Annotated in this window: 18 protein-coding genes; 12 read left to right on the top strand and 6 right to left on the bottom strand. The window is 44.9% G+C overall.

Annotated elements, in window-relative coordinates; all coding sequences use genetic code 11:
* Positions 1–25: 25 nt before the first annotated feature.
* The 6 genes from WC407_RS13775 to WC407_RS13750 form a co-directional block, all read right to left on the bottom strand.
* Positions 26–3,757, bottom strand: coding sequence for a hypothetical protein (locus WC407_RS13775; protein ID WP_373023257.1), 3,732 nt, complete (start codon positions 3,755–3,757; stop codon positions 26–28).
* 57 nt (positions 3,758–3,814) lie between these two features.
* Positions 3,815–4,327, bottom strand: a complete 513-nt coding sequence (locus WC407_RS13770) for a hypothetical protein (RefSeq protein WP_373023256.1) — start codon at positions 4,325–4,327, stop codon at positions 3,815–3,817.
* Positions 4,328–4,397: 70 nt separating this feature from the next.
* Positions 4,398–5,270, bottom strand: a complete 873-nt coding sequence (locus tag WC407_RS13765; RefSeq protein ID WP_373023255.1) for a hypothetical protein — start codon at positions 5,268–5,270, stop codon at positions 4,398–4,400.
* Positions 5,271–5,296: 26 nt separating this feature from the next.
* Positions 5,297–5,581 (bottom strand): hypothetical protein, encoded by a 285-nt coding sequence (locus WC407_RS13760; protein ID WP_373023254.1) that lies wholly within the window; start codon positions 5,579–5,581, stop codon positions 5,297–5,299.
* Positions 5,574–7,715, bottom strand: a complete 2,142-nt coding sequence (locus tag WC407_RS13755; protein ID WP_373023253.1) for a hypothetical protein — start codon at positions 7,713–7,715, stop codon at positions 5,574–5,576. The genes WC407_RS13760 and WC407_RS13755 overlap by 8 nt, the downstream gene beginning before the upstream one ends.
* A 5-nt stretch (positions 7,716–7,720) precedes the next feature.
* Complete coding sequence (locus tag WC407_RS13750) at positions 7,721–8,065, bottom strand: hypothetical protein (RefSeq protein WP_373023252.1); 345 nt, start codon at positions 8,063–8,065, stop codon at positions 7,721–7,723.
* Positions 8,066–9,067: 1,002 nt separating this feature from the next.
* Between WC407_RS13750 and WC407_RS13745 the strand changes: the two genes are divergently transcribed.
* From WC407_RS13745 to WC407_RS13690, 12 genes are all read left to right on the top strand, one after another.
* Positions 9,068–9,331, top strand: a complete 264-nt coding sequence (locus WC407_RS13745; RefSeq protein WP_373023251.1) for a hypothetical protein — start codon at positions 9,068–9,070, stop codon at positions 9,329–9,331.
* 296 nt (positions 9,332–9,627) lie between these two features.
* The gene (locus WC407_RS13740) at positions 9,628–10,071 is read left to right on the top strand and encodes a hypothetical protein (protein ID WP_373023250.1); all 444 of its coding nucleotides are present in this window, start codon (positions 9,628–9,630) and stop codon (positions 10,069–10,071) included.
* A 2-nt stretch (positions 10,072–10,073) separates the two neighbouring features.
* Entirely contained in the window at positions 10,074–12,230 is a 2,157-nt protein-coding gene (locus WC407_RS13735) for a minichromosome maintenance protein MCM (RefSeq protein WP_373023249.1), read from the top strand.
* Positions 12,227–12,493, top strand: a complete 267-nt coding sequence (locus WC407_RS13730; protein ID WP_373023248.1) for a hypothetical protein — start codon at positions 12,227–12,229, stop codon at positions 12,491–12,493. The genes WC407_RS13735 and WC407_RS13730 overlap by 4 nt, the downstream gene beginning before the upstream one ends.
* On the top strand, positions 12,486–13,010 hold the full coding sequence (locus tag WC407_RS13725; RefSeq protein ID WP_373023247.1) for a hypothetical protein: 525 nt from the start codon (positions 12,486–12,488) through the stop codon (positions 13,008–13,010). Before WC407_RS13730 ends, WC407_RS13725 begins: the two co-directional genes overlap by 8 nt.
* A 159-nt stretch (positions 13,011–13,169) precedes the next feature.
* Complete coding sequence (locus tag WC407_RS13720) at positions 13,170–14,246, top strand: hypothetical protein (RefSeq protein ID WP_373023246.1); 1,077 nt, start codon at positions 13,170–13,172, stop codon at positions 14,244–14,246.
* Between the two features lie 247 nt (positions 14,247–14,493).
* On the top strand, positions 14,494–15,645 hold the full coding sequence (locus WC407_RS13715) for an RNA-guided endonuclease InsQ/TnpB family protein (RefSeq protein WP_373023245.1): 1,152 nt from the start codon (positions 14,494–14,496) through the stop codon (positions 15,643–15,645).
* Positions 15,646–16,015: 370 nt separating this feature from the next.
* Positions 16,016–16,912 carry a glycosyltransferase family 2 protein gene (locus WC407_RS13710; protein WP_373023244.1) on the top strand — a complete coding sequence of 299 codons (897 nt, stop codon included), beginning with the start codon at positions 16,016–16,018 and terminating at the stop codon, positions 16,910–16,912.
* 78 nt (positions 16,913–16,990) lie between these two features.
* Positions 16,991–18,067, top strand: coding sequence for a hypothetical protein (locus tag WC407_RS13705; protein ID WP_373023243.1), 1,077 nt, complete (start codon positions 16,991–16,993; stop codon positions 18,065–18,067).
* A gap of 87 nt (positions 18,068–18,154) precedes the next feature.
* Complete coding sequence (locus tag WC407_RS13700; RefSeq protein ID WP_373023242.1) at positions 18,155–18,844, top strand: hypothetical protein; 690 nt, start codon at positions 18,155–18,157, stop codon at positions 18,842–18,844.
* A gap of 114 nt (positions 18,845–18,958) precedes the next feature.
* Positions 18,959–21,157: a hypothetical protein gene (locus tag WC407_RS13695; protein WP_373023241.1), complete on the top strand. Its 2,199-nt coding sequence runs from the start codon at positions 18,959–18,961 to the stop codon at positions 21,155–21,157.
* 4 nt (positions 21,158–21,161) lie between these two features.
* Entirely contained in the window at positions 21,162–21,602 is a 441-nt protein-coding gene (locus WC407_RS13690) for a hypothetical protein (protein ID WP_373023240.1), read from the top strand.
* The last annotated feature ends 4 nt before the right edge of the window (positions 21,603–21,606 follow it).

Below are 21,606 nucleotides of genomic sequence, written 5' to 3'. Positions count from 1 at the left end.
ATAACTGGAAGAGTTTTCATATTTCTTACCTCCTACGCCTTGATGCTTGCCTTCTGGCTGGCCCTTTTCCAAAATCGAAATCATCTTCGAGGTCATATGGATAGTCTGCCTCTGTTGGCACAGTCTCTTCAGGTACTTGGGCTTGAGTCTGTCCCTGGCCTGTGATCTGATTGAATATGTTTGTGAATGATGCGGTAATTCCGCTTAAGAATCCACCAATATCAAATGGTGAGGAAATCTGCGGAATCATTGAGACTGGTTGGACTGAAGGTTGCTGAACCGTTGTCTCTGGCAGTGTAATAATCTGCTCGGGTTCTGGTTCTTGCTCGGTTTCTTCAGTTGGTTCCTGTTCTGTGGTTGTCCATGCTGGCATTTCCGGAAGTTCTGGAATTGCTGCGGGTTGATAGGGTTCGTATGTGGGTGTGGTTTCAGGTTGATAGGATGGTGTTTCAGGTTGCTGATACGTTGGGTATGTGGGATATGATGATTGGGCAGAGCTTGAGGGGGTCTCGTATGTCGGGATTAGAGATGTTGTTGGGGTCTGAGTAATCGTTGACATGTCTGGAAGTTGGAACATTTCCGGAATTGGAACGATTGGCTGTTCCTCTGGGGCTGCTTCTGGGACTGTAAGTGCAGGTTCTGTTGTTGGCGTTGTTGCCGGGACCACTGGAGACGGAGGCCTGAGTTGCTGAATACCCTGCTGTCGCTGTTCCGCTAGGAGTTTGGTTTGCCGGAGACGTTCTGCTTTGTCTGTGATCTGTTGCGCTGTGGCACCAGATTCAATGTATTTCAATTCCAGTGCGAGCCTTGCAGGATCGTTGGCATATTTGGTATTTGCAGAATCTATCAATTTAGTTTTTCGTTCCGCAACCATTGATAATCTCTTCTCTTCTGATTTCTTTTGGATCGCCTGCTTTAGCAGAGTAAAAGGACTAGCCTTATCTGAAGTGGAGGTTGTGCTACTTGGTTTGGCTATGATTCTTTCCTTGGCCTTTTTTCTGTCCTCTTCCATTTTCTTTTTTGCACTGGCTTTTTTCAATACGTCAAAAAAGTCAGTTTTCTTGTCTGTGGTGGTGGCTTTGGTCTTTTCTGTTTTCTTCTTTGAAGTGAGCTTAGGCAGTGATATTTTGGGAATAGATATTTTCGGAAGTGAAATTTTAGGGAATGTTGATTTCTTTTTCGCGGCTGGCTTCTTGGCTGGCTTTTGATTTACTTTGTCAATATCCGGCATTCCATGTGATCTGGTTCCGGGAGCCCATATCTTTCCGGCTTGCATGTAGGCATATGACGATTCCTGGACCGGCCTACTTGATGTCGATGTTGTAGTTGGCTTCTTTTTGAATAGTGTTGATAAAATGGATGGCTTTTTCGCTGTATCAGTGGCTACTCTTTGATTGAACGCCTGCTGTGCCTGCTGGCTAATTTGAGGTCTTACCTGTGCGCTTGATGCTGGCTTTTTCGCGGCTTGGGATGCCTTACGCCTTGCGATTTCAGCTTGGGCAGCTTGATACGCATTGACTGATTTCTTAGCTACTGGCTTTGGGGTGGTTTTCTTGGCTGCCGGTTTCGGTGCTGGCTTCTTTGCCGCAGGTTTTGAGGTTGATTTCTTGGCTGCCGGTTTTGGAGCTGGCTTTTTTGCAGCTTGGAATGCCTTCTTTTTGGCAATTGCTGCCTGGGCAGCTTGGTACGCGGTAATTCCCATCGGGCGATACCCATAATCTCCCTCCAGGTCAACCGGATAATCAGAACTGATCCTTACTCGATGAATTTGAGACTTTTTACCTCTCGGTGAGACACTTGGCCGTGACACCATTGGCTTTCTGTTCTTGCCAATGCCATAATCAAACCCTAATTCAAGGTCCATCGGATAATCTCCGCTAAACCCAGTGGTTTTTGTTCTGCGCTTGGACATATTGGAACGAGCATCTTGGATGCGTTTCTGCCTGGTTATTCTTGCCTGCCTCTTCGCTTCCCTGCGCTTCTTGATGTTCTCTGCCCTGACCTGTTTGGCTCTGCGAAATGCCTCTGGAGACGCGCCCATCGATGGGTAATCATCGCCAATCAATTCTCCAGTTCGAAAATCGGCTTTGTCCCTGTAGATCGGTTCATGCGGTCCCGAATCATCTTTGAATAGTGAGTCTCCAGTATTGTATGAGTCAGAATATAGGCCACCACTCATAGCGACAGTTCCTGTATTCCTTGGAACTGCTACTGTTCCTGAAGGGACCGAACGCCTCCCTGGTTGAGCAATGGGTGATCTCCTATTTGGCAAGACCCATACATCAACCATATTCTTTTGGCCTGGGATATTGAGTTGAATAACCTGCGCTCCAGCCTTGCGGTATTGCCGCACTTGGTTGATGACCTGGTTTTTTTGTCCCTGTCCTGCATGTTTCCATCCCTGGCGTTCCAATTGCTCTATTCTCTTGTTAAATCCAGTCATAGGATCCCTCTGAATGTTGGCATTCATATCCAGTGCGAAATTTACTTGTGGAATATATGTCCTCAGCGCACTGGGCAATGTTATCGCTGGCATGGTCATTTTTGGAATTGCAGGTATTTTTATGTTTGATGTCTGGATTGCGTTCGTGAATTGCTCGGGAAGCTTGAAAGATATGCTGTTGAGCATGGTCTTCGCCTGGTCATCAGATAGCCTGATACCTTGCTTGGCAAATATTTGTTTCATATGGTTCATGTGCTTTTTCATGTCCAGTACATCGGTTGCCCACAATGAACCTGCATCCCCACTCATGGATACTGGCAGTGCAATTGGTTTTCCATCAAGGCCAGTAATTTTCAGGTTTCCGAAACCCTTTTGCTTCAGGGTGTTGAATGTCTCATTGGCTACCAGTGTTGGAAGTGCCTTTATCATTTCTTTTTGCGTGGCCTTCATTTCCTCAATGAGGGTAGCTGTCTGAGATTTGGTTAAATCTAATTGTTGATTCATGATCTTGATGTTATCCTCTCTTGTGAAATTCTGGAGTTCAGGTGAGATTTTGCGAATTTCAGGTATGGCTACGTTGAATTGCTCTTGAACAAACTTGTTCACATCTACCGGAACCATGCTGATTTTGGAAGAAAGGCTATCGTTCAGGTATTTTGTGGCTTGCGTGGTGAGGTCCGACATCCCCGATCCTAGCGCGGTGATGCTCTTCTTGAATTCCTCATCTATTGTTTTCAAACCAGTATTGACGTTGAAATCAAGTCCCTTGATATTCTTCAGTTGATTAAGGTCCAGGGCTTTGAAGTTTCCACCAATGAAATCCCCGACCTGCTTTCCTTCTTTATCAATCTGTGCAATAATGTCATTGATGCCCTTCGGAATCGGTCCTAGTGCATCCTCTATCGCTTTTTCTATTTTCCCAGCTACTACGTTATCCCAAAATAAGGACATAATAGCTGACATTCCCTTCAATGGATTCAGAACGGTGGTCATTGTTAGCCACTTGGATGCATTTTTACGGTCTGAATCGGATTTGAATACTTTTGGAACAGTGATTTTGGGTACCGACATTTTTGGGAGGCTGCCGAGTTTTGGGAAGTCCTGAAATTTGGCAGTTGAAAATTCGAAAGGATTTGTAATTGCCGGGGTCGAGGTCGCGCCCATCCCTTCGAAGTCAGAATCATTTTCTGTATCCAGTTCAGAATCGATGATTGGTACTAGGCCCCATCTGTTATTATCTGTCGGTCTGGGCATTGTATCTAGTATGTTGTCTATATCGTCATCGTCACGCTTTCGCTGTTGTGAACTGGACATGTTCTCTATCTCCTTTCCTGCACGGATTTTTTAAGATGATTGTTTGAGACTCAGGTTCTATGTCCTGCGGATCCATTGACCGTTTTCACTGACCCAGTATTCGATGTCCTTGATCCTGCGATTCGGCATGGTTAGGAATTGTTCCTGGAAGATCTGCGATGCTGCCTGCATCGTCTTTGCTTCGTAAACATTCCCACTTACATCCCGGATGAGCAGTTTCGACTCGACTACCGGCTGCTTGACTTCGGGTTTTGCGATAGGCACTTGCTTCGCAACCTTCAGTTCGTTGACGAGCTGAATGTTTTTCTGCATCAGGACTTTTTCCCGATCTGCACTGGCCTTCATTTTGCTGTTCAGCTCTTCGGTCTTTCCGTCTAGAATAGATTGGAGTTCTGAGACCTTTTTATCCAGTTCCTGTGCTTTGTTGTCCTGGGCCTTGGTCGTAACGGCGGCTTTCTGTGCCTTTTTGGTCTGCAACTCTTTTACCTGGGCTTTCGTCTCTGCGAGTTCAGCCTGGGTTTCCTTGAGTGTCTCTTCAATCTCGGCTTTTGTAGGTACTTTCTTGGGCATTTTGTTGACCTCAGACCTTAAAATGTCTCAGGTCATATTTAATCCTTTTGCATATCGGGTTAAATATTACTTACTTTTTTGGGGGATTTGTTAGGCATGAATCCGGAATATCGGATAATTTCATTTCCTCTTCGTCAATGAATTTCTTCAATCTCTCCATTGCTTTGGGCATGACTCTAAAGAATTCTGCCATGTCTGCACTGGTTAAGCCAGATTCCTTGATTGAGTCTGATATTTTGGTGAGTTCCTCAATCGAATCAACCATGTCGGATAGGTCTATTTTGCTGATTTTCCTCTCCAATTTCTTTAGTTGATGCTTGTTCGCCTCAAACCAATCGTCAAATTGTTTGAATTTGGAATATATCATGCCAAGGGCTTCATCCAGGTTAGGTACATCGATGCCCTTTTCCTGGGCCTTTTTAATGGCTTCACGTTTGGATGTATCAACTAGGTAGTAAATGTACACTGAGTACCCCAGAGCCACTAAGTTACTGGTATTTGTCAATGCTGCAATTAACGCATATAGTGCTGGAGACGTTAAGCATATCCACCATGTTATAGGTGTAGTAATGGCGACATAAATGACAATAATAATAGCATGGACTTTCCAGCTACCATAGGAAAAGAGACCTGTTGATGCTGATGCTTTTTTAGGTTCTGGAGCTTCACATGCTGGGCATGTACCGTCTGGGAGATATGGCCCTCCACAGTAGTTACAGAATGTTCCATGTAGGTTAGGATCATACTCTGCATCTTCATCCATTGCTTCAGGTAGATCGGGGCGTATTTCCGATTCCCAGTTTGGACAGTAGCCTTCAGGGTCCAGTTCGTTCCCGCAGAAATTGCAGAATGTACCATCTATTTCTGCATCATAAGGTTCGTAGTCCTCATCTTCTTCATTCTCATCCTCTAGCAGGATTGGTTGAATCGGTTCTGGTGTCATATATCTCACTATTCCACTGGAATATCTTATTTCTTGATGGATTTGCATAGTTTGCATGTGCATCCAGGCGGATGCGGTTTCAGTTTGGGAGATTCCGGCAGTTTTCCCACCACATAACGTCCATCACTTCGCAAGAACAGACCCTTGCCCTCTTTCTTGAGGTTTTGTGCGGCATGTGGTATCAGGACATCTTCGACAGTAGTCATTAGATTGGCTACTACGATTTCGAGATTGGCTACTCTGCATTTTGTACATTTGCAGGTATCCTTATGCCCGAGGAATGGAACCTTTTTGCCAGCTCGTTTAGCCATCCGTGAACAACCTCAGTTCGTTGTCTATCCGAGCTATGTCCTCTTTTGTGAGCAATATTCCATCGTTTGAAGCCAGTTGGTATAGGGTATCCAGGGCTTTGTTGGACCAGTTAATTCCATTTTCACTGGTTAGAACCTTCACGACTTCTGGAGCTTCCTTTATCCGGGGATCGTGTGAATACATTTCTACATAATAGATTAGGTTTTGTATTCCACGTTTCCTGATGTACATCAGAGTCTTGATGAGATCGAGGTCTTTACCCTTTCTGTCTGCCAATCTGTACAGGCTAGATACCTTATCTACTGGGTCAATGCAATTCTTTTGATCTCCGTTCTGTCTAGCGTTTGCATCTATTTTAACCCACATGGCTACCCTATGCAGTTGGTTAAACATGTTGATTGCCTCCGGTGGAAGTTCTGGTAACGATTGTGCTGTTAATCCCATCCCTTCTGATTTGTGTATGATTTCTCCCGGTCCCTTTTCTTTTACTTGGTCTCCAACCGGAGGCGACGGTTGTGGTTGTATAAATCCCTGGTCAATTTGTTCTGGAACATCAATGTCTTCCTCAGTAGTACACCTTGGGCAGAACCCTTCATTATCAAGATGCCCCCCACAATATGAGCAGAATACGCCATGTACTTCAGGGTCATATGGCTCATCCTCTGTTTCTAAGTCCTCATACATGGGCTCTTCTGGGATCTCTTCCTCTTCGGGTTCTATTTGCTGTGCCGGTTGTGCAGGCGGTCGTGGTTGCTCTTGGTATGCAGGGTATTGTGGTCTTTGGGGTGCCTGTTGGATTCTTTGAGGCTGTTGTTGTGGCTGTGCTGGCTGCTGATTCATGTAATGCTGATCTGGAATGCCCATCTGGGCCTTGGCTTGTCTCCACATTTCAGGTGGGAATCTGTTTCCGCATTTTTGACATGCCGGAGAATCCAAGGGTACTGTGGCCTTGCAAGCATCGCACCTGAAGCCTATCTGCTGTTGCTGTTGCTGCTGTTGGTTGGGGTTCTGGTTCATAGGTTTATTGTCCCTCAATGACCCATGTCCAGCATATGACCCTATTGCATCTGTGATTTTGTCTACACTTTGGGGAATTACCTGGCCCATTGTGTACCACATCCAACTGTCCGGATCGTCTGGAGTTGGCATTCCATTGTTATTTCCACCCCGAATCTTATCTATCCGGTCCACAATGCTTAGGGCATCATCCAATGGGTCTTTCTTGCTTTTGGGATTTATCGCATTTGTTACAACGGTTTTGAATAAATCCTGCATAGTGTCCTCGTATGGATTCTTCTCTGGCTTTGCCACAACGGGTTCTGGATTGGTTTTTGCATTGTCCATTCTATCCAGTTCCTTCTTTATCGCAATAAGCATGAGCTGGGCGATGTGAACATCCCCTTCATCACGAGCGTCTTTGAATTCCGCAATATATTCATGGAGATTGGATTCTTTTTGAGATTTCTTGGTAAATCCATCCATTGCATTCTGAAACATGATGTCAATTGGATCTGTGAGTTGAGGAATAACTACTTTTGGTACACGTTTGGGTACTGGGGCCGGGGCTTCGGGTACATCTGCATTTGAGTTATCGACTGACTTTGAATTCCAAGATCTTTTGTGACTTGTAACCGCTTGTATTGTGAGTGGTTTTATGTCCCCATCTTTTACTCCTCTAAATGAGTATTCCGCCCATTCCTTGTGAATCTGCGGAAGAGATTGACCTTTATCTAATCCTTCATGCACTATTCGACGAAGGTCATCATTCTCCAAAAGGAAAGCTTCATCAATTTCATCATCCTCTGGATCATAGTTCTCTTGGTCCTCGTCACCCTGATCGTTTTCAGATTCATCATCTGCTGTCTCGTCATCGATTGGCTCTTTTTCTGGCATTTTTCGTTCCTCCTTCCTTTGGTCTTGCAATCTTTTATCTCGCACACCTATCAGATGCCTCGCCAACTCTGTATTGTCTGTAGGCATGGGCCGTGAAACTGTTGTTGGTGGATTTATTTTAGGGGGTTCCTGCGTTGGAACAGGTAATTGAACCTGTGGTAATTGTTGCTGCGTTTCCGGTGTTGTTTGAGAGGATGTTTCAGCCCCCTTTTTAGGTTTCTTTTTATCCCAAAATCCCATATTCTTTACCCCCTATCAGTTTGGTTCATTCCGAGGTTATTCGCTTCGGTGCATTCGTTTCCTGATTCGTTTCCATTTTTTCGCTTCACCAGTGGTTCCGTACTGTCTACGCTTCCGTTTCGCTTCGATTCGCCTCTAGTTGGGTTCTTACTGTGATGCGATTGCCTAGTTGCTGTATCCTGCAATCCTGCGATAAACTCTAGCGATGAATTGATTGCTACGTTTTTAGAAATATTCTTACCCGATTTAGTTTCAAAATACTCAATCGCTTTAGCAAGATTCTCTTGATCCTTTTTGGTTGTGCGGAAAGTGCATGTAGACCGTTTATCAAATATTTTTATGCGAGGCATCCCAATATCCCTCAAGCAACATGTAATAAATGAATGCTATTTAAATATTTGCGTTCATATTGTATTAGCATAATTATTTATTCTCTTTTATCTTATACTTTGAATGCACAATCATAGGAATGGGATGTTATTACGAATGCTGAACAATGTATTATCTGCGGAAAGCAATTGACATTAATGAAAGTAAACAATCCTGAGCATGGGGAATGTAGCAATTGCCGCACAACATACAGGATCGGTCGACAGATTATGGCACCCTGCAAGAAATTTATTATGCTTAAGGGAGAGCTGACCGAAGTTGATGGTTGGAAAGAAGTTGATTACAAACAATTCAAAAGACCATATCCAATAATTCCTAGACATTTGATTCCGGCATTGCGGAAGTTATTTAAAAATTCACAGTCGACAGAGATTTACATGCGAAGGTCTGAGCAATTATTGGATCTTGACAAGAATTCCGGAAGCAATAAGTCCCGAAAATGCATCGATATGCTAGTCATGCAAATCAGTTAATTATTAATTTTTGAAAACATTGAAAAGTACGCAAAGTTTATATATCAATTGCGGAAATTCACCAGGAGAGTCCTACTAAATCCGAATAGCACATTAATATGCTATTCATTATTATTAAGGTATTTATCTATCTATCTATCTATCATCGATTTTGCTATACATTTTCGCAATCCTGAAAAACGTGAATTTTAATCTATGATTAAAATTTTAGATATCATCTTTATAGGTGTTTTTTATTAATTTCGAATAGCACATCATCTTATTAAACCCAAAATTTACCTATCAAAAACGAATAGCACATTCCCTTATTAAAATATTTTAATAGCGCGAATAGCACATCAAATAGCACATCAATTAATAAAAAACGGGGATTTGAAACAATTAGAATTTGAACTACGTTCAAATTTTACCTGCAAAACTTTTATAAAAAACGAATAGCACATCATTTTATGAAAAGTATTTAATAATCCGTGCGATATATCCTCCGGTATGCAAGTAATAAAACAGACCAAAGATGTGTGGGATAAAATCGTCAATGCGGACAAAGGAGCACAGGTAGTATCTATCTCACTTACTGCTGAGCATGGAACGTTCATAGAGCATCTTCCGAAGAGTTTCCTGAAGGATGCGGTTCGGGACATGCTAACTAGAGAACTAGAGTCTCAACCAGGATACCTTGAGGCTCAGGAACGCAAGCTAGAACTAGAATTGAAGGCAGTGGAGAAGCAAAAGGCTAAACTCCATGAAAAATAATAAATAATCAACAGTCAATAGCCTTCGAATACCGGCACTTGCCGGGAGATACGTTACGATACGGGTGGAAGAATGGGAACCACAGACGACTCTACATCGCTAGTAGGCAAACAAGTTAAAATTGTATGCACTGAGAAGGACCATGCAGGTAATGAAAAGACGAAAGTCATTTATGGCCTTCTTACAGAAGAGGGAGAATTCACATTACATGTCCGGGATCAGTATGGACAAATTGTTGTTGTTGGGAAGCGTAATCTTGTAATCATGACGGAACGGACGGAACGGAGGGAATCTAGATGAGTCCTCCCGAGAATTTCCTTAGAGTTGAATTGACGGATGAAGAGCAGGAATACATTAACCTGTTACGAAAGAAGTTTGGCAAGGGCTATGTTTCTGGATGGGTACGCGGCCTCATTGATAAAGAAATGAGCGAGGACGAACAAACACTGACCATCAAGGAAAATCATTATCAGATGAAACTGGAAGAAATCAAGGCTAGGAAACAAAAACTGAGTGTTCAGAAGGAGAAGGTAGAGGAAATTGTGGCTGAGAAAGAAAACGATAAGCGCGAAATCGCTCTGAAACTTATTGACCAGGCAAAGGATGAGGTAGATCTGGAGAAAGCCAAGAGACTATGCATCCGTGCCTACCGTGCAGGAATCACATTGAAAGAAATGAAACAAATGATAAAGCCTGAACTTCATCAATTGGTACTGAAAACATTGACCAGGCAGGTGTGATGATGAAAAAACAAAATCAAAATGCAACACTTATTGCCCAAATTGTGAGTGTTATCGAGGACAATAAATATACTCCAGTTGCTCTGTCCATCGGTGACCAGTACCCAGAGAAGAAATCTATAAATGTTGAGTTCAAAGACCTTGAGAATGCTTCCAGTGACTTACCGGTAATATTAACTGAAGATCCTGAAGAATTTTTCAAAGGGGCGGAGGATGCAATAAAAGAGGTCATCGACAGTCACCGTTTTGGTATAGATGATGCGGTAATAACTGGTATGCGAGTCCATTTCAGGGTGACGAATGCCCCGATCACATGCAAAATCCGTGAAATAAGGTCGAATATGCTGAATACCTTGATTACAATCGAGGGAATAGCCAAACGTGTCACGGAAGTCCGGCCTACAATCTTGATAGGGTCATTCAAATGTATGCGCTGTGGACATATCACAGAAATCAACCAGGCCAAGCCAATACTGTATGGCCCATTAGAATGTTCAAAGGATGAACAGGGTGGTGGAGGTTGCGGCAGGTTTGAGAGTTCTACCCGGTTTGAGATCTATGAGAAAGGGACCGTCAGGATTGACAGTCAAAAAATTGAAGTCCAGGAATCTCCCGAAGGATTGAAAGGCGGGTCACAGCCTCAGACAATTGTATGCCAGATGGTTGATGATATCTGCGGGTACATCAATGCCGGAGACCGGGTTACTATCACTGGTACATTGAGGGCATTGCAGAAAATGCAGGGCAAACACAAGATGACTGCCGAGGATATTTATATTGAAGTTAATTACATTGATATAAAGAATATTGATACTGATGTAATCGAAATCTCGAAAGAAGAGCAGGAAATCATAGACGATTTGAGAAATTCGCCAGATGTCCGAGCGAAACTGGTTGAAAGCATTGCCCCGAGCATATACGGTTATGAGCATGTGAAACGTGCCATCATGCTATTACTGTTCGGTGGGGTGTCCAAGCTCCAGCCGGACGGGACTAGGATAAGGGGGGATTCTCACTGCCTGCTAATCGGTGATCCTGCAACAGCCAAAACTCAATTATTGAGATATGTAGCGACACTTGTTCCCAGAGGCGTGTATGCAAGTGGTAAATCATCATCAGGAGTGGGCCTAACTGCCTCAGCAACGAGAGATGATTTTGGGGAGGGCAGATGGACCCTGGAAGCCGGGGCATTGGTTCTAGCAGACAATGGCATGGCTTGTGTCGATGAACTGGATAAGATGAGTCCAGAGGACAGGTCCACGATGCACGAAGCCCTTGAAAGTCAGACTATTTCGGTAAACAAAGCCACCATTCACGCGACATTAAACTCTAGATGTTCGTTGCTGGCAGGTGCGAATCCCAAGCATGGCAGGTTTGATATTGACGAAGAATTGTACCCTCAAATTGAACTGGAACCGACTTTGATAAGCAGATTCGACCTAATCTTCCCAATTACTGATGTTCCTGAAAAGGTCAAAGACCAGAAAATAGCGCATCACATTCTCCAATCGCATCTGGCAGGCAGTGTCAAGAAGAGAATGGACAATGATATTGAAATTGCCATGGACCAGGGCATTCAGGACGCACTACTCGCAGTAAAACCAGTCATAAACGCCAGTGTAATGCGGAAATATGTGTTCCTTGCCAAGAAAATCATTCCGATAATGACCCAAGAAGCCATGGACCAACTGGAATTGTATTATGTTTCAGTCAGGAAAATGCGAGACAACCAAAGTAGAGCCTCTGTGCCGATAACAGCAAGGCAGCTTGAAGGGTTGATCAGGCTATCCGAATCCTCTGCAAGGGCGAGAATGTCCGATACCGTCACCATTGATGATGTAGACTACGCAATAGATGTCATGAAGGATTTCCTGGACAGGATGGCTCGTAACCATAACTCAGGGATCTACGATATAGATCGGTTTTCAGGGGCCGAATCCATGGACCAGAGAACAATCATGCACAACATGGTCAGCATAATTGAAGAATTGTCATTGCTTGGACCATTCACATATGACAAGTTCTTAGATGAAGCCAAGTCTGACGGAATGCCTGAAAAGAAGGTAGATGCCTATTGGGAGAACCTCCGCAGAGACGGCATTGTTTTCCAGACTGGCAGCGAAAACGGAAAAGCATTATGGAGGTCGATTAGGAAATGAGCGAAATCAAGCAGAAATCATTGTTTGAGGATGATAATCTGATTGTAACTGAGAAGGATCGGGAACCACAATCTTTAACAGAGCATCCGAAATTGGATTATTCTACTGGAATAACTCAAGAATCCTCAATCGTAACGGTAACAATCACGATACCAGTCAAGAACAAGCTTGACCTTGACGTATTGAAGGATGATATGAAGGTTGCAACAGGCCATGTCTGCATGTTGGTAAATATCAGGGACCGGGAGGCTTCCGATGGATAAAACACTTATTCCAGACAAGCTCATTCTCGATGCCTGCTGCGGAGGCAAGTTCTTCTGGCTTGACAAGCATCATCCGGACACGTTGTACATAGACATTCGGAAAGAAGATGCAGTATATGCCCCGGAACGCCCACATTTCAAGATCCAACCGGACATGCAACTGGATTACAGGGATCTACCATTTGCCGATAAGTCTTTCAAGTTGATAGTTTGGGATCCTCCGCACATGTTGAGGGAGAATGGTATGACTGGCCTTTCCGGGAACGTAATCCGGAAATACGGCGCGCTCCATGCTGATACCTGGAGAGATGACCTGAAGCGCGGATTCAACGAACTGTGGCGCGTTCTGGACGATAATGGCACGTTAATCTTTAAATTCTGCGACAGGGAAGCAAAATTTGAAGATGTTCTCAAGCTTTTCCATACCAAGCCTTTGTTTGGCACGGTCACCCACAAGGATCGGGGTGAAACTAAATGGTTCTGCTTCTTTAAATCTCCAGGAGGTAAGCCCAAGTAACCCTGGATAGCACAGCACGGTTAAGAGTCTGTCCTCCTTTCTTGCACGGAAACGGATTTTAATTACTCAGACTCTTTCCCCTGGTCAGCTATCCAGGTTTCTTTTATTTTTGAATGCACAAATATTTTATATTAGGATTTATATAATGTATAATTGAAAATGAACGAAAAACAAGAAGATTTCATGCTCAAGGCCGGAGCCTCATTTGGCGCAGGATTGATTATTGCAGAGGTTGGTAAAAACGTGGTATGGGGAAAAGGCGAGAATGGCAAGCTGAATGCCCAACTCACCAGACAGGATAAATATGTGCCTCACCATTACCAGGTAGGCATTCCATTGCTTGCAGGTGGCCTGATATTTGATGATAAAACTTGGTCTCCAATTGCGATAGGCTTAGGTGCAGGGATGATGATTCATGATGCTGCCGATCTAATAGATTTTCTGAGGGGAAGCCTTGGCGTAAATCGCCAAAATAAAAGCAATGTGAAGTATTTTCCGATTCAAGGAACATACAATCGAGACTGGCTGAATATCGCCAGGGTACATATTGCAGACAATTTACCAACTGAGAAGAAATATCAACAGATTGGCAGCCTACTTGTGGACCTGATAGCGAATGATACCTGGAACCAGAATAAGCAGGAATGGATCCCAGCAGGCCGGGAGCATCCCCTGGTCCTTGAGCAGACTCGAAAGATTATCCGAGCTGGCAACATTGACGGTCATGACCACATGGCAGTATTGAAAGGCATCCATGACTGGGCCAAGCAAGGTAAAGGGAACATGAATTATACTTATGACATCAGGAAATCCAACCACGATACCTTTGTTCACCCATACCGAATGCTAGAAATGGGATCGGGAGATTGCGATGATTCTCAAACGCTGATATCCTCAATGGGAGAATCTGTTGGAATTCCAATGGGCTACATAATGCTGGCACAAAAACCAATGTCACCAAATAATTATAATCACATCGTCGCAGTTGGCTTGCTGGATGAGAAATATAGGGACCAGTTACCAAAGAAGCTCAGGAACGATAAGCGATACTTTGATCCATTGACAAGGAAAGTTATAATCCCGATGGAAGTCACGCATGATGTACCGTTTTTGTATCATCCGCCATACATAAAGCGGAGGATCGTCCAGGTTCCTGTCCGAAATTCCACAAACAGATTATCGGACATGACACAGCCTAAGTTTATTGTCAGGGAACGGTACCCTGTTGAAGCATAGATAGATTTATACTCACTGAAACGAATATAGGTTTGCCTACAGAGTATTCTCCAATCACTAGGGCCGTTGTAGTTCTGTAGGTAGGTTGCGACACTCCCTTTCAACGCTACAACGGTCCGAATTCAACGTGCTATGTAGGAGCCGACATAGCACACTTCACTTCAATATTTATTAATAAATACTAACTTTAGTCGTGGGTCAAGCGAACATTTAAATAAGGTCGAGGACTAATAGCTGCTGTGCAGATATGGAACGAACATATAAGTTTCGGCTATACCCAAATAAGAAACAAGCAGAACTACTTGGCAACAACATAGACCTATGCCGATTGCTGTATAACAATGCTCTGGAACAACGAATAACTGCTCACAAAGAAGGAACGTCACTCAACAGTGCTGGACAGCAGAGGGATTTAGTCAAACTAAAGCAGAACAACCCAGAATATACAGTGATATACTCCCACGCATTGCAGGATGTAATCAAGCGACTGGACTTAACTTATTCTCACTTTTTCCGCAGGGTCAAGGATAAGGAGAAAGCGGGTTTTCCACGCTTTAAGAGTGCAGATAGGTATCGTAGCATCACATACGACAGGTATGGTTTTCGAGTGCGGGAAAGTGGGCGACTATATCTAACAAAAGTCGGAGAAGTCAGGATGTTCAAACACCGTGAGATAAAAGGCGATATGAAAACCTGCAATATCAAGATAGATAGGGTTGGCGATTGGTGGGCAACGATAATGGTTAGTATTCCAGATGCACTAATCAAGCAACCAAAGACAGAAATCGGTGTTGATGTCGGGTTGAAAACACTTGCCACAATATCCAACGGCGAAACCATAACAAGACACAGACATCTAAAAGCATCAGAAATAAAGTTGAAGATTATCCAGAGGGAAGTAGCGAGGAAACAGAAAGGTAGCAAAAATAGAAGAAAGTGCGTTAGGAAATTAGCGAAAGCACATCGTAAAGTAGAACGGCAAAGAGGCGACTATCTGCACAAGGCATCGAGGAAACTGGCAGATAGTGGGGATATTGTGGTGTTCGAGAATTTAGACATACGCAATATGCTCAAGAATCATCGCCTATCAAAGTCAATCAGCGATGCGAGTTGGGGTAAATTGATGCAATACACAGCCTACAAAGTGGAAGAAACTGGTGGGTCTGTGTATTATGCCAATCCCGATGGAACATCGCAGATATGCTCACGGTGTGGAACGGTGGTCAAGAAATCTCTATCGGATAGATTCCATGTCTGCACAAAGTGTGGTTTTTCAGCCGATAGGGACTTGAACGCATCGTTCAACATATTAAAGAGATTACCTACGGGCAGTGGGGAACTCTTTAAAACGCCTGTGGAGGCACTACCTCTACCATCTCTTTCGGGAGGTGGCAAGTAATGTCAATGAAGCAGGAAGCCAACGATATTCATTCGTTGGAGGATGTCACAACCGCTAGTCACACTCTGATGGCCCACAATATACTTCTGAACGAACATTATTTATATTTGAACGCACTTATCCTATCTTGAGGCAAGGGAAGGCATAAAACTACGCAAACTTCTGCCATAGATGTAAGGTGGAAATAACATCCATGCGCGGATCAAAGTTTGTTTCCGTCTGTCAATAACTTGCTTCATTCCATCTAAACTCTTCCCCACTCGAGGGGGGAATCTCTCTCCAACCTAGGCTTCGTGCCAAAACATCCCCCCTCCTTTTTTTCTATACATATATTATTATATCTTAATTATAATCTTGTGTCGGTAATATCATGTCACACCGCCGCCAATTTAAGGATTTCCTGAAGCAATCTCAAAAGACTTTGTTATTTTCTGCTCAGTATGAGGGCAACGCAGACATTCTTGACGATTGGGCAACCGGCATCAAGAAAATAAAAGGGCTATCCCCAAAAGATGTTTACATTGTTGTGAATAATTCCTCAGAAGAATTTTATCAGCGAGTCAAGGCCATTTTCCCCAAAGGCACAGTAATCAACGCCGGTCCGTTGAAGGACGATCAGAGTATGGCAATCGAAGGCCAGGGAAACCTCGCACTGACTACCAATCTATACTGGCTCATGTCTGTGTGTGGCAATATGGCGATTGACAAGGCCATGCATGACGGGTATGAGCAACTGCTGATACTCGGCGGAGACGATGTTCTAAGCCCAGATGGATTAATGAAAATGCGGAAAACACTGAACACGGATTTTATCAACACATCAAATCCCGATCCTGTTGGAGTAGTTGTGCCTGTAATCGTTGCCAGGGGAACAGAAAAAGATTTTGACGGAACGACAGCTCATGCGACACCGATAGAATTCCCCACTGAAGACCATGAAAAGCATTTTTTTGAAGTATATCGTAAAGCTGATGAAATCACCATGTACATTCCACATGCCAATAATCAGTATGGCAAGAAGATATTTTGGGCAATGGGTTCCAGTGGAATGCTAATCAGCCGAGACGTATTTTCAAAGGTGAGATTCGATCCTGAGAGATATAAATTTGAAAACCTATATGAAAAACGGATAGATTTAGATAATGAAAATAATATAGAAATCAACATGAAATACAAGGGCGAGGATTATGATTATTGTTATCGTGTTCAAGAAGCTGGCTATAAGATAATGATGCGGACATGCATATTCATTTTACCCCTCAGATAATAGTTTATTTTGAATGCAACAACTTTATATATTAAAATGTAAATTTAAGGACTCGTCAACACAAAGCTATCACGCATAGTGGCGACAACCGTGCAAGAAAAGAGGACAGATAACATGACCGACATAAGCATTGTAAACCCAAGAAAAAAGGCTTCGCGCAAGCGAAACCCCTCTTCCTACCAGAAAACTGTTGGGAAGTTCATGAAGCAGGGTAAAACGATGAAACAGGCACACGCGATGGCAAAGTCCATGATGAAAGCAAATCCTTCGAAGAAGCGAGGCCGGAAACCGAAGAGCAAGAAAAACCCGTTCTTCGGAAGGAAGAAAGCCAAAGCTCCGAAGAGGAAGAGCGCCAAAAAGAGGGCCGCGCCAAAAGCAAAGCCAAAGGCCAGAACTGTCACCACAAAGACCACAACAACAAGGACAACCAACCCGAAGAGAAGGGCATCAGCCAGGAGAAGCCCGAAGCGCAGGAACCCAAAGAGAAGGAGTTCCCCGCGCAGGCGGAACCCGGTTCAGATCTTCAAGTCCGGTTTACCGAACCTGAAGGCCAAACAGAAGCCCCTTCATGACATCGGCGGCGGACTCCTTGGGTTCTTTGGAGGCAGTGCTGTATCTGGAATCACCAAAGTCGTTACGGGCCAGGACTGGGCAGGAACAGTTCTACATGGAGTGTATTGGCTGGGAGGATCGTTCGCAATGAACAGATACTCAAAGTCCAAGCCGTACGCTCGTGGATTTTTCCTTGGAGCAGGAATATCGTTTGCCATCGATGTCGTGACATCGCTCATTCGCGTGAGTGGTGGCATGTCAGATGATGCCGTGAGACCCTTCGACCTGAAGGGCATCCCAACAATTGACTCGGTGAAAACCGTGATATTGAAGGGTATCGGCAATCCGCAGATGATGGTTCCGGCTCTGAAGGGACTCTCTGATGTGTGGGATCCGAGTTTGCTCAGTGGCAACCACCCTTACTCGGGATATGCCGAGGAGGACAGCCAGGAACTGGCAGAGTTACTCGCAGAAAACGCAAGTTTGAAGCGCGGACTCGGCTACGTTCCGGCAGACGATGTAGGTCTGATTCAGGATGACATGGGTGCGAACGATAACACCTATGCCGAATCGCCAATGGACATCAAAGGCCTGGTACAGTAGACTATTGTCACTCTTGCTTGTTGGAAAGTAAAGGTACACAACGGGGCAACCTGAAGTGTGCTAAACAAACGCATGAGAGGAATCTCAATGCCCACTGAGAAAGATAAGTCAAGGACCGCCTACCTAATTAGGCAGGCAAAAAGGAAGGGAAAAAACATGACAACACCCGCAACAGGACCGAGACAGTCCCGGATTGAGACAATCCGGGCAGAGAACGAGGCACTACGCGCCGAAATGATAGACCAGGCCAGGGCCAAGAAGCAGTTGATTGCCGACGAGAAAGGCAAACTTCTGTATACCGACCCGATAACCGGCATGGTCTACAAAGTGAGGCCCAGAGTGCTGACCAGTGGCAACGACTTCACTCTTACTGCCAACACTGCGAACGCGGAAACAGTAATTGCAGAAAGCAACGCCGTCCCAGATGGATTGGAGTACATGTTTGCACCTGTCCGAAGAGGATCAGATGCAGACAGGACCGCCCCGTACTTGTACGGGTCAATCCACAATGCAAGCAGCGCAGATGTGAATGGAACGCTCGTCATCAAGATAGTGTCCCCCTCCGGAGTGGAGTTGGACAGAATCCTGACGACAGATTCCTACATCCTGTCGAACTGCTCGGCAACAGACTGGAACAACAGGCTGTTCTTCAACTGCGAGGACACGAAGCGCGCGAAGAGTGGCAGCAAGATTCAGATAACCCTGAAGTCTGCCAGTACGATCAGCACAACCGTGACCAGCTTCACCCTGATCATCAACGAACTGGAAAAGCAGTAAGTTGTTGACATCGTGAGGACACGTTGTACCCGAACATGATCGGGGGATTTATTCCCCCCATCATTTTTAATTATGCGTGATAGAATCGTGTGGTCAGAATAGGAGATGAACAGAATGGCTGACAAATACGAGAGAGGCAGATTAACTGGTGAAAGGGCTAGAGACTTAATTGCAAATCGCTCACTGGTAGTATTGCGAAGGGTCTCCAAAACACAGGAGAATTTTGTCATTGACAATGAAATGCCAACGACAGATCGGAAGGGGGAATACGCAATTGCCTCAATGGAAGCCATCCAAAAGAAAGTTGGGTCATATGACCGCAACTTACTCATGGTCTATCCGGCATTGCCCGAAGATGAAAGCCTGAACGTGATGATCCAAAACCTCCATACCCACGTTAAGACCGGGATCGTTGAGGAAGAGGTAGTGGATTGTAATCCGACATCATCAGATAAGGTTATTCAGTCCATAGCCAACGGAAATGCAGATTATCACCAGACATTCAAAGTTGATACGAAGGTCAACATGACTCATTTTGACCTTGCGAAATTGAAAATGAGATTCAAGATTGATGGAACCGCGACAGGAAACATCGAGGTCAAGATCCATGAAGTCTCCGGTGGCACTGTCGGAACGTATACCGGCCTGAAGGCAGTATTCAATTCAATTGACATCAATGCAAATTCAGATTTATTGTCCACTACGCCAGATACGGATTTCGAATGGACAGAGGGGGATTTCGAGACAGACCTAGGCTATTCCCCGGAATTAACCGCAGGGTCCACGTATACCCTGGTCATCAATAACAATTCAGGCCAAGCCATATTGGTTTCACTGGATTCGACCAATGACTACTACTATGGCAGTGCCTACAATGTGGCTGCCATCATGGGCAGTGGTCTTTATGACTTTTCCATGAGGGTGTACTGGTCCCAGGGAGATCCGTTCATAGTCCGGACAGTCTCAGAATTCCCCTTTGAGGTGGAATTCGGTGGAGATGTCTCAGTTTCCAGCATGATAGACGGCAGGCAGCCATCCCAACGCTTGAGGACCACAGCCATAAGCTCGATTGGCACAAGCTTCGTTCCGGACCTATATCATGGCGCATTGCCACCCGCTAACGAAAGGGATGCCGATATTCAGGTAGCCCAAACGTCCCTGGCAACCAGGCACGATGAGCGCGCATCTTATTCTTTCCCAGTCACAAAATCCGCGACAGGATACGCAGGATGCTGGGAGCATGATGCTGGCGCGACAACGCTCATAGACATGTCCGATGATGATGTACTCGGATTCTGGATGTACATTCCCGATGAAGACGTATTTCCATCCCAGTATGATGCCAACACTCTCGGCAGAGCCATGATGCTCGAATTGTTCAGTGACAGCTCGCACTATTCGCAGTGGGATTTCTACATGGACAACCTTTCAGAAGGCTGGAATTTCATCACAGTGGGCCTCAACAACGCGCCAAACGCCATCGGAGCTAACGGTGTGGAGTTGAACAAGGTCCGGTACATATCTCTCAAAATATACGAGTCTAGCACCCTTGTAACCGCAACAGGTTACACAATGGCATACCTGGAGTCCATCCTGCTCATGCAAGTGGGAAACAGGGTGAACACTGAGATCCCGGAGATAAACGTCTCATCCACTGTCGGTGATGTCACTGTCGAGGGCATGGCATTTGTCGAGGAAGGCAAAGAATACATGAACGGCACAGGCGCGAAAACAGCCTTCTATCTCACAAATGTACCATCTCAACCTCTTCTCGAGGTAGCAATCTACCAGAATGGGGTTTGGAACATCATCGAAGAGGGTGTTGGCGTTTCGCAATATTCCGTTTCAGGCCGGGTCGTGACCTTCGGGGCATCAACCATTCCCCCGACAGGGACCGATAATGTCCGAGTCAAGTACATGATGAAGTTTGCGAGGCTTGCTGAAATCCAAAAGATAGAATCCTCCGATCTTGGCGCAATCGCAGCCGGTGCGGAGGTAGTCCTGGACCTCACAGGCTGGAAAGACCTGGGCATGATTACATCTGTCGCAGTGGTAATGGACGTTGAAACAAACGTCCGGGTCAAGTTCTATTCAAAGGACACCAAACAAGGAACTACGGTACCCACCAATAAATACATCTGCCATCAGGATTTGGAAGACCCAATCCTGGACAGTGGGGAATACTGCAATTCGTCAGAATGCAGGCTGCCCCTGGTAGATGATGATGGCACTCAGGAACTCCATCTGGTTATTGCCAATGTCGGGGTAGTGAACAACATTGCTTCAATCATACTGAAATTGACAGGAGAGTAATCCAATGGCGAAATTCGTTGAGACTCTAGTCAAGCAGGTATTGCGGCAAACACCAACCAAGAAGGGCGAAGCTACGTTTACCAAGTCCGGATTCGTTCAGAATACCTGGTATGATGTCAAAGCCCAGGGCGCAAAGCCATCTACATTCGGATCGGTGTGGGCCGATTCGAAAACCCCGTATGCTGATGTCCATGCAGTGTTTGACCTTTCAAACATGATTGCAGGCAAGGTCATGGAAATCGAGATACTCCGAGCCCCGGACGGCACGAACTATCGCAGGCATTCCTTGACAACCCTGACCGGGGCGCAGGACCAGGACGACATTGAATTGACCGTAACATGCACTGCAAGTATGCCCATTCACATCAGGTGGAGATTCACAGATGCCAATGCCAGCGTAGACATGAACGGGCGATACTGGGCAATAGGAGGCACTCAGAGCTAGACAG

The organism is Sulfuricurvum sp., assembly GCF_041651515.1.
Classification (GTDB): Bacteria; Campylobacterota; Campylobacteria; order Campylobacterales; family Sulfurimonadaceae; genus Sulfuricurvum.
Note: the sequence above shows the minus strand (reverse complement) of the source record. Positions and strands in the feature narration are given on the sequence as shown.

Excerpts from the sequence above, each read along its gene's own strand:
- WC407_RS13765 (WP_373023255.1), bottom strand. The coding sequence starts at position 5,270 with ATGACACCAGAACCGATTCAACCAATCCTGCTAGAGGATGAGAATGAA.
- WC407_RS13735 (WP_373023249.1), top strand. The coding sequence starts at position 10,074 with ATGAAAAAACAAAATCAAAATGCAACACTTATTGCCCAAATTGTGAGT.
- WC407_RS13715 (WP_373023245.1), top strand. The coding sequence starts at position 14,494 with ATGGAACGAACATATAAGTTTCGGCTATACCCAAATAAGAAACAAGCA.
- WC407_RS13755 (WP_373023253.1), bottom strand. The coding sequence starts at position 7,715 with ATGGGATTTTGGGATAAAAAGAAACCTAAAAAGGGGGCTGAAACATCC.
- WC407_RS13740 (WP_373023250.1), top strand. The coding sequence starts at position 9,628 with ATGAGTCCTCCCGAGAATTTCCTTAGAGTTGAATTGACGGATGAAGAG.
- WC407_RS13720 (WP_373023246.1), top strand. The coding sequence starts at position 13,170 with ATGAACGAAAAACAAGAAGATTTCATGCTCAAGGCCGGAGCCTCATTT.
- WC407_RS13745 (WP_373023251.1), top strand. The coding sequence starts at position 9,068 with ATGCAAGTAATAAAACAGACCAAAGATGTGTGGGATAAAATCGTCAAT.
- WC407_RS13690 (WP_373023240.1), top strand. The coding sequence starts at position 21,162 with ATGGCGAAATTCGTTGAGACTCTAGTCAAGCAGGTATTGCGGCAAACA.
- WC407_RS13775 (WP_373023257.1), bottom strand. The coding sequence starts at position 3,757 with ATGTCCAGTTCACAACAGCGAAAGCGTGACGATGACGATATAGACAAC.
- WC407_RS13750 (WP_373023252.1), bottom strand. The coding sequence starts at position 8,065 with ATGCCTCGCATAAAAATATTTGATAAACGGTCTACATGCACTTTCCGC.
- WC407_RS13725 (WP_373023247.1), top strand. The coding sequence starts at position 12,486 with ATGGATAAAACACTTATTCCAGACAAGCTCATTCTCGATGCCTGCTGC.
- WC407_RS13770 (WP_373023256.1), bottom strand. The coding sequence starts at position 4,327 with ATGCCCAAGAAAGTACCTACAAAAGCCGAGATTGAAGAGACACTCAAG.
- WC407_RS13700 (WP_373023242.1), top strand. The coding sequence starts at position 18,155 with ATGCCCACTGAGAAAGATAAGTCAAGGACCGCCTACCTAATTAGGCAG.
- WC407_RS13760 (WP_373023254.1), bottom strand. The coding sequence starts at position 5,581 with ATGGCTAAACGAGCTGGCAAAAAGGTTCCATTCCTCGGGCATAAGGAT.
- WC407_RS13710 (WP_373023244.1), top strand. The coding sequence starts at position 16,016 with ATGTCACACCGCCGCCAATTTAAGGATTTCCTGAAGCAATCTCAAAAG.
- WC407_RS13695 (WP_373023241.1), top strand. The coding sequence starts at position 18,959 with ATGGCTGACAAATACGAGAGAGGCAGATTAACTGGTGAAAGGGCTAGA.
- WC407_RS13730 (WP_373023248.1), top strand. The coding sequence starts at position 12,227 with ATGAGCGAAATCAAGCAGAAATCATTGTTTGAGGATGATAATCTGATT.